This window comes from Alteromonas sp. 4NH20-0104, assembly GCF_057547795.1.
The window spans coordinates 1-8,064 of sequence record NZ_BAAJLP010000057.1 but is presented as its reverse complement, the minus strand read 5'-3'; the positions used below and the strand labels follow the sequence as shown (position 1 = coordinate 8,064).

The 8,064-nt window shown below is 47.5% G+C and carries 5 protein-coding genes and 1 tRNA gene; 1 reads left to right on the top strand and 5 read right to left on the bottom strand.

The features are described 5' to 3' along the window. Positions 1–146: 146 nt before the first annotated feature. The 5 genes from AC27IB_RS23230 to apbC form a co-directional block, all read right to left on the bottom strand. Positions 147–223 (bottom strand) — tRNA-Pro (locus tag AC27IB_RS23230). A gap of 140 nt (positions 224–363) precedes the next feature. Further along, complete coding sequence (locus tag AC27IB_RS23225) at positions 364–1,515, bottom strand: serine hydrolase domain-containing protein (protein ID WP_296052518.1); 1,152 nt, start codon at positions 1,513–1,515, stop codon at positions 364–366. A 201-nt stretch (positions 1,516–1,716) separates the two neighbouring features. Beyond that, positions 1,717–3,786, bottom strand: coding sequence for a glycoside hydrolase family 97 protein (locus AC27IB_RS23220; protein ID WP_296052520.1), 2,070 nt, complete (start codon positions 3,784–3,786; stop codon positions 1,717–1,719). Positions 3,787–3,924: 138 nt separating this feature from the next. Further along, entirely contained in the window at positions 3,925–4,521 is a 597-nt protein-coding gene (gene dcd / locus AC27IB_RS23215) for a dCTP deaminase (protein WP_296052522.1), read from the bottom strand. Positions 4,522–4,627: 106 nt separating this feature from the next. Then, positions 4,628–5,734: an iron-sulfur cluster carrier protein ApbC gene (apbC, locus tag AC27IB_RS23210; RefSeq protein ID WP_487123999.1), complete on the bottom strand. Its 1,107-nt coding sequence runs from the start codon at positions 5,732–5,734 to the stop codon at positions 4,628–4,630. A gap of 120 nt (positions 5,735–5,854) precedes the next feature. Here apbC and metG point away from each other — a divergent pair, with 120 nt between their 5' ends. After that, positions 5,855–7,903: a methionine--tRNA ligase gene (gene metG / locus AC27IB_RS23205; protein ID WP_487123997.1), complete on the top strand. Its 2,049-nt coding sequence runs from the start codon at positions 5,855–5,857 to the stop codon at positions 7,901–7,903. The last annotated feature ends 161 nt before the right edge of the window (positions 7,904–8,064 follow it).

The window sequence follows — 8,064 nt, the reverse complement described above, 5'->3', positions numbered from 1 at the left end:
TTATAATAATACTATAGGAATCACCTGTAAAAAGCAATTCTCGACATTACAACTACTGTATATTGTGACAATTATGGGACAGTTTTGGGACGCTCTTTACAAGAGCAATCAATGATTAGGGTAAGTCATTGAAAAATAGGAGAGATTGGTCGGTGTGAGAGGATTTGAACCTCCGACCCCTGACACCCCATGACAGTGCGCTACCAGGCTGCGCTACACACCGACCGAAAGAGTCGCTAAGTGTACTCATATTTTGTCTGATTGCAACGGTTAAGCCATACAATTATCAGGCTTTTGTTCTGGTTGTCGAAATTTCCAACAGAGTACAGACTTCACTTTCAATACAGCGGTTATTATCACTCGCTAGTCAGTGTTGATAATAGTATCAAACACAGCTTCGCGAACTTCATTAAACGCCTCGAAAACTTGGTCATTGGAAACATCATTGCACATCATAGCAAAAGACAGTGCCAACTCGGGATATCTCGCGTAATAAGTAGCAGTACCTAACCACCCTCCGGAATGTGAGTATGCCTGATAACCTTTATACGTATAGATAAACTGTCCATTACCGTAAAAGACCCCTTCTCCGGCTTGCTGTTGGCTGTTTGGCGTATTCATAGCGTCGATCAATGCGTGGGGAGATTTACCAATTTTCGGGTGCAGAAAGTTTTCACTCCATCGTAATAAATCATCTAAATTAGTGTGTAAGCCACCATCACCAACCCAAAATAAATTTGTCATATCAGTTACATAACTTCCATCTTCTAGTTGCTTGTAGCCATAGGCACGGTTTTTAACAATTTCCACAGGATTATCACTAAAAAAGGTGTGTTTCATGTTCAGTGGTTTGAAGACATATTCATGGCTAAAGTCTCGAAGTGTTTGCCCTGAAACCTCTTCAACAAGCATAGACAATAAAAAATAGGCAAGATTGCTGTACTGAAATTTCTGTTCTGGTGGCATAGCTAGAGATACCCGCTTTACCACATCATAAAACTCGCTGATGGTAAGGTAGTCTTCATTACCTAAACGAAAATCGCCGCCTGCGGCGGATTTTAACCCTGTGTTATTTGCTGTTTTGCTACCTTCATACGAATCAGCAATAAGATCATAATCGCCCATACCAGAGGTATGACCTAACATTTGACGGACGGTTACGGTATGGCCATAGTCTCGCAATGCAGGTAAATAGGTATGAATATCCTGGTCAAGATCAATTTTCCCTTGCTCCGCCAAAATCCTTACGGCCATGGCAGTAAACTGCTTAGAGACCGACGCCATTCTATGCACCTGATTACCATCTAACGGTACATTCAGTTCAAGGTTAGCAAGTCCGTAGCCCGCTTTATGCAAGAACGCTCCCTTATGCATTATTCCCAAATTACAGCCTGGTGCCTCAGCCGCTATCGCGGACTGCATGAGTTCATCAATTTTTTGGTTTAAATCCTTTGCACTAGACCATCCGGAAAGCAATAGAAAACTCAATGCACATAACGTAGTTAGTCTGCTCACGGAACCTTTTCCTGTGTTTTTTGGTCAACGTCAACTGTATAGGTAAAGCCAGGCCAGTACAATATTTGTTCGATGAGGCTCTGCTGCGCAATGGAAGTAACTAATGGTGTTGTCACACAGGTAAATGAGTAATGACAAAAAAGAAAGGCGCCTGAGGTTAGGAATTAGGCGCCTTTGGTCTCACTGGATTATGTTACTGAGTTACAGTTGTTTAAACCTTATGGCCGCGCCGCCTGCAGCAGCAAGGTGCAAGTTTATCGAATCTTTGCTGGTAACCTTGCGTTTGCTGATATCCACGTCGTAAGGGTTGGTTTGCCAGTCTGCTTTTTTACCATCTTTGTAGATTTGTGCTTCGTAAGTCTTACCGGGTTTAAGGAAACTCAGCGGCACTGTGATATCCCGGGCCTCTTCATTGGTAATAGCGCCTAAATACCAGTCGTTACCAGTGTACTCGCGAGCTTTGCGTTCCTGACGTGCAATTACCACGTAATCGCCTACTTCGCCTTGCAGGGCCTGAGTCTGCTCCCAGTCAGTAGGAACATCTTTAATAAACTGGAAAGGTGCCATGTGCGCTTCGTAGTTTTCCGGCAAATCAGCAGCCATCTGAATGGGGCTGTAAAGCACCACATATTCTGCCAACTGCTTGGCTATAGTGGTTTGTGGGCGCATGTATTTCACGCGGCCATGCTCTTCAGTTCCGCCTTTAATCTGTGGGTAGTCAAGGCCGAATATGCCTGGCGTAAAGTCCATGGGGCCGGATAACATGCGGGTGAAGGCCAGCATAGGCACGTGCTCTGGTGTATTCGGTGCTGCCCAGCCCGAATTATACTCCTGACCGCGAGCGCTTTCCCGGGCAATCCAGTTAGGGTAAGTTCGGCGTAAGCCTGTGTCTTTTACCGACTCATGGGTGTTAATGGAAATGCCGTATTTAGCCGCGGTGGTAATGTTTTTAATAAAGTGATTAACCAATGGCTGACTGTCGGTGTATTCCAAGCGATTGATGCCCTTTTCGTCGGTGACTTTCAGGCTTTGCCCGTGAGCTACATAACCGGTTTTAATTTGCTCGACGCCCATTTTTTGATAAAGCGCAAAACCGTCTTCCATCTGCGCTTCGTAGTTGGTGATCCCACCCGATGTTTCGTGGTGGCCTATAAGCTTAACGCCCACTTTTTTACCGTGATCGCTAACTTTTTGAATATCGAAATCAGGGTAGCTTTGGGTGAATGAAAACAACTCTGAATTTTGGATCCAGTCGCCGTCCCAGCCAATATTCCAGCCTTCCACCAGCACACCGTCAAAGCCGTGCTCCGCCGCGAAGTCCATATATTTTATGGTGTTTTCGGTTGTGGCCCCGTGTTTGTCGCCAGAACCCCAGGTATACTTCTGGATATGCATTCCCCACCAGATCCCGATGTATTTACCCGGGTTTATCCAGTCCACCTCGCCCATTTTATTGGGTTCATTAAGATTAAGCGTAAGATAAGAATTGATTAAACCGGCCGCATTCGGCGCAATTTGCACGGTACGCCAAGGTGTGGTGAAACTGCCCCGTTTACGCACTTTAATACCGTCTGCACGAGGCGCTAAACTGGCTTCAAAACGGCCAAGTGCCTGCCAGTCGAGACTCATGCCAGCGTAATCTACCAGCGCAGCTTCATGGATAGCCAGGTGCGTACCGTCGTCCAGTTTAATGGTCATTGGCGTGCTGGCCTTCCCTACATCCTGCAAGCGGGTTTCGCGGTAGAGGTATTCCTGCCGGTCATAACCCTGCCCCGGGATCCAGTAAGCGGTGGCGGTGTGCGAATCGATTATGGAAAACTCGGTCATTTCGCGAGTGATATCGCGTTGACCATCCGCCGCTACGTGGTACCGAAAGCCAATGCCGTCGTCAAACACGCGTACCTGTACGTTAAAGGCGTTATCTGCATCATGCTTATCGGTAAATTTAACTACCAGCTCATTATAGTGATTACGAATGACACGCTGCTCACCCCAGGGTTGTTCCCAGGTGCTGTCTTCGCTATTACGGCTGACTTCACTGACTTTGAGGTGACGATAAATAGACTTGGCATCAGCAAAACCAAAGCCCAGGCGCGCCGGACGCATGATCTGTTTACCGTTGTAGTCCACGGTATATTGAGCGTAGTCGTTATCATCAGTGAACGAAAACTCAATACCACCGTCTGGTGATTTAACCGAAATCTCTGCCGCCTGAGAGCTTAAGCTCATCAATGCAATAGCAGACAAATAAAGGGCGGTAGCCAAACGCATAAGTGCTTCCTTAAAGAGGTTCTCAATACCCCTTTAAGATAGCAACTTAATCGATTAAGTAAAGTTTTAGATGTAAAATTTAAACAATTAATTTACAAGTGGTTGCCGAGCTTAAAAAAATAGTTGTCGAATCAACGGCTAATTGTCGTCTTTGCCATCGGCTGAGATGCGGCTGGCTACCGCTCCATCCTGGCCTTTGTATTTAGCATCGACTCTGGCGTTGTAGGGTTTTTCGGCGGGCTGACTGAGCACTTCAAAACTCAGCGCACCAATCTTCATTAGTGGGCGTAATGCCAGTGGCAGCTTACCGCTGTTGTAAAATTCCAGCACGATATTACCCGACCAGCCGGGATCAATACGATGCGCCGTTACATGCACCATCAAACCCAGGCGGGCCAGCGAGGAACGGCCGTCCAGCCAGCCTACAATATTATCCGGTAACGTAACCGACTCATGGGTAATGGCCAGTGCCAGTTCTTTAGGGTGAAGGAAAAACGCTTTGTCTTCGGTTAGTTCAATTTCATCACTCATCACCGATTCAAGCGCAGCCTGAACCTGTGACTTCGGCCCACTTAAATCAATGTAGGGCGCGGCGTGATCTTCAAATACACGAAATTTATTACCCAGACGAATATCCACGGTAAGGCCGCTTATCTGATCATAATCTGGCTGTGGATCGATTTTAATTTTGCCGTCTTGCAGGTACTGATAAATATCGCGATCACATAAACGCATGGGGGAGTTTCCTAAGCCTTAACCGGGGCGCTATTATGCGGCTGCCGCGCCCCCCAGGCAACGTGTTTTCAAGGTTTTAGCCGCTTAATGTGCGATTTTCAGCGAACTAACCGTCGGTTGCCGGATTAAATGCAATGGGATCGCCTTTAATATTCTTCCCCTGCTCTGCTGCAACCGGCACTGTGTTAGCTAGTTCAAACGACACTGCCCGTGCCATGTCACGGTAGGCTTCCGATAACGGGTTATCCGGCTCGCTAACCAATAACGGCTTCCCAGCGCCGGCATGTTCACGAATGCGAATATCCAGAGGTAATGCGCCTAACAGCGGCAAACCGTAGCGTTCTGCTAATAAATTGCCGCCATCTTTAGCGAAAATATAATCTTTATGCCCACAAGCCGTGCACTGATAAAAACTCATATTTTCCACCAGGCCCAGCACCGGAATATTCACTTTATTGAACATGGCAATGCCTTTCTGAGCATCAGCGATGGCCAGGTCCTGCGGCGTAGTTACCACTACCGCCGCGGTTAAAGGCACTTGTTGTGCCATAGTAAGCTGAATATCACCGGTGCCCGGTGGCATGTCTACAATGAGGTAATCCAGCACTGGCCACAGCGTTTCATTAATGATTTGCGACAGGGCTTTACTGGCCATGGGACCACGCCAGATGGCCGCGTCTTCGGCGGGTACCAGATAACCAATAGAATTTGCCACCATGCCGTGAGCCTGCAAAGGCTGCATGTGCTTATTATCGGCTGTTGCAGGACGTTCACCGGTATTTCCCAGCATGATAGGCACCGATGGGCCATAGATGTCGGCATCAAGAATACCAACTCTGGCCCCTTCCTGCATCAGCGCAAAGGCCAGATTGATACTGGTAGTTGATTTTCCTACCCCGCCCTTACCCGATGCCACGGCGATAATATTACGAATATTGGTTACTGCAGGTTTAGCGGTTTGCCCGGCTAGAATTTTAGTTTTAAAGCTCAATTCAGCGGCCAGTTTTTTATTACTCAGGGCTTCGCTAAGCCCGGCTTCTATAAACGGCCATTGGGTTTGGTTCGCAAATGGGAAGGTAACCGTAAGCGTGCCGTTTTCTTCACAGCACCAGCTGAGTACCTCTTCTTTTTCCAACACGCAATAATTGCTCAAATAATCGGCAGCGCATTGAAGTAGCGCCGAGGGTTTGGGGGACTTTCGCGAAAAAAACATACAATACCCGCAAATTTATCGGTTAGATGAGATTAACTCATACAAAAACAATGCAAAAAAAGCGCTTTTCCGCTAGTATTTGCGCCATTTCCATTAGCAATTAGCCGAACGAATTATTCTATGTCTGAACTCAGTCAGCCGACTACCGGCAAGCGCCGAATTCTGGTAACCAGTGCGTTACCCTATGCCAACGGATCTATTCACTTAGGTCACTTGCTTGAACATATTCAAACCGATATCTGGACCCGTTTCCAGCGTTTACGCGGTCATGAATGTTACAGCGTCTGTGCCGATGATGCACACGGCACTCCTGTTATGCTGAAAGCCCAGGAGCTTGGCATTACCCCGGAAGAAATGGTGGCGAAGACCCGCGCCGAGCACCATCAGGACCTTACTGACTTTTTTGTTGATTACAACAATTACTATGTAACCCATTCACCGGAAAACCAAGCGTTCTGTGAAGAAATTTACAACCGTCTGGATAAGGCCGGTTACATTTCCAAGCGCACTATTAACCAGCTTTTCGATCCGGAAAAAAACATGTTCCTGCCGGATCGCTTTGTTAAAGGTACCTGCCCAAGCTGTGGTGCCGAAGACCAAAACGGTGATAGCTGCGACGTGTGTGGTGCCACTTACAGCCCTACCGAAGTAAAGAACCCGCGCAGCGTGGTTTCCGGGGCGACACCCGTCCTTAAGGAATCGGAACATTTCTTCTTTGACCTGCCGCAGTTTGAGGGCATGTTAAAAGAGTGGATCCGCTCGGGTGCCATTCAGGAAGAAATGGCCAACAAACTGCAGGAGTGGTTTGAAGACGGTCTGCAGCAATGGGACATCAGCCGTGATGCACCGTATTTTGGCTTTGAAATTCCCGGCGCACCAAATAAATTCTTTTATGTGTGGGTAGATGCCCCGGTTGGCTATATGGCCAGCTTTAAGAATTTCTGCGACAAAAATGACGTGGATTTCGATAGCTTCTGGAACCTTGATTCAGATGCCGAGCTTTATCACTTCATTGGTAAAGACATTACGTATTTCCACTGCCTGTTTTGGCCTGCCATGCTGGAAGGTGCGGGATACCGCAAACCAACCGGCGTGAACATTCATGGCTTCGTTACCGTTAACGGCGCGAAAATGTCTAAGTCTCGTGGCACCTTTATTAAAGGCCGCACCTACCTTGATCACCTGAACCCGGAATACCTGCGCTATTACTTTGCGTCTAAGCTGGGCGATGGAGTCACCGATATCGACCTGAACTTTGAAGATTTCGCGCAAAAAGTGAATTCCGACTTAGTTGGTAAAGTAGTTAACATTGCCAGCCGCTGTGCCAGCTTTATTACCAAACGCTTTGATGGCAAGTTATCAGGTAACGTTCTGGAGCCTGAACTGGTTAAACAGTTTCAGGATGCTTCTGAAACCATTGCTAACCTGTTTGAGAAACGTAAATACCATCAGGCCGTGCGTGAAATTATGATGCTGGCAGACAAAGCCAATCAGTTCATTGACACCAACGCGCCATGGGTCACTATTAAACAGGAAGACAAGCAGCAGTTTACCCACGACGTATGCTCGCTGGGAATAAACCTGTTCCGTATTCTGGTGACTTACTTAAAGCCGGTATTACCGGTACTGGCCGAAAAAACCGAAGCCTTCTTAAACGACGAATTAACCTGGAACAGTGCGCAAACCGTGCTCGCTAACCACGCAATTAATAAGTTTAAGCCAATGATGCAACGTGTAGAGATGGATAAAATTAACGCCATGGTTGAAGATTCAAAAGAAAGCCTTGCCGCCGCTGAGCCTAAACTCGATCCAAACAGCCCGCTGGCCAAAGACCCCATCAGCGAAGAAATCACCTTTGATGATTTTGCCAAAGTCGATTTTCGCATTGCCCGCATTGCCAATGCTGAGCATGTGGAAAAGGCCGATAAGCTGTTACGTTTGGAACTCGACCTGGGCGGCGAAACCCGTCAGGTGTTTGCCGGTATTAAGTCTGCCTATGCCCCAGAAGACCTTATCGGTAAGCACACCGTGATGGTGGCAAACCTGGCACCGCGTAAGATGCGTTTTGGCATGTCAGAAGGCATGGTACTGGCCGCCGGCCCCGGTGGTAAAGACTTATACATTCTGGAGCCCCACGAAGGCGCCCAACCCGGCATGCGGGTGAAGTAAGAAAAAACCAAAGTTTTTTCTTATCCCGGAAAGGCAAAAAGGCTTATCCGGGATCTCCAAAACAGACTGACTAATTCAACTAGGCTAACGCCCTAAAATCTTCCCGGCCTCCGAGCCGGGATCTCCCAAAAAGTCTTACTTAGCTTAAACAGCCTTTTCAG